Annotated in this window: 1 protein-coding gene; it reads left to right on the top strand. The window is 64.9% G+C overall.

All coding sequences use genetic code 11. From position 1 onward, the window contains the following. On the top strand, nt 1-635 hold a 635-nt coding region (locus tag GCT19_RS45205; protein ID WP_152855132.1), incomplete at both ends, for a pyridoxal-phosphate dependent enzyme.

The following is a 635-nucleotide window of genomic DNA, read 5'->3' as shown; positions in this document are numbered from 1 at the left end:
TGCATACGTGAAATCGGTGCGCCCGGAGATCAAGGTGATCGGCGTGCAGACCGATGATTCGTGCGCGATGGCTGCGTCGCTGAAGGCGGGCGAGCGCGTGACGCTGAACGAAGTGGGCCTGTTCTCGGACGGCACCGCGGTGAAGCTCGTCGGCGAGGAAACCTTCCGCCTGTGCAGCGAATATCTCGACGAAGTGCTGCTCGTGAACACCGATGCGCTGTGCGCGGCGATCAAGGACGTGTTCCAGGACACCCGCAGCGTGCTCGAACCCGCGGGCTCGCTCGCGGTGGCGGGCGCCAAGCAGTACGCCGAACGGGAAGGCATCGAGAACCAGACACTGATCGCGATCACGTCGGGCGCGAACATGAACTTCGACCGCATGCGCTTCGTCGCCGAACGCGCCGAAGTGGGCGAAGCGCGCGAAGCGGTATTCGCGGTGACGATCCCCGAAGAGCGCGGCAGCTTCAGGCGCTTCTGCGAACTGGTCGGCACGCGCAGCGTCACCGAATTCAACTACCGGATCGCCGACGCGAACTCGGCGCATATCTTCGTCGGCGTGCAGATCCGCAACCGCAGCGAACCGGCGCAGATCGCCGACGCATTCGAAGCGCACGGCTTCGCGACCGTCGATCTGA

The organism is Paraburkholderia atlantica, from assembly GCF_009362785.1.
In the GTDB taxonomy this organism is placed as follows: domain Bacteria; phylum Pseudomonadota; class Gammaproteobacteria; order Burkholderiales; family Burkholderiaceae; genus Paraburkholderia; species Paraburkholderia atlantica.
The sequence above is the reverse complement of the archived record's forward strand: the minus strand, read 5'-3'. Positions and strand labels throughout refer to the sequence as shown.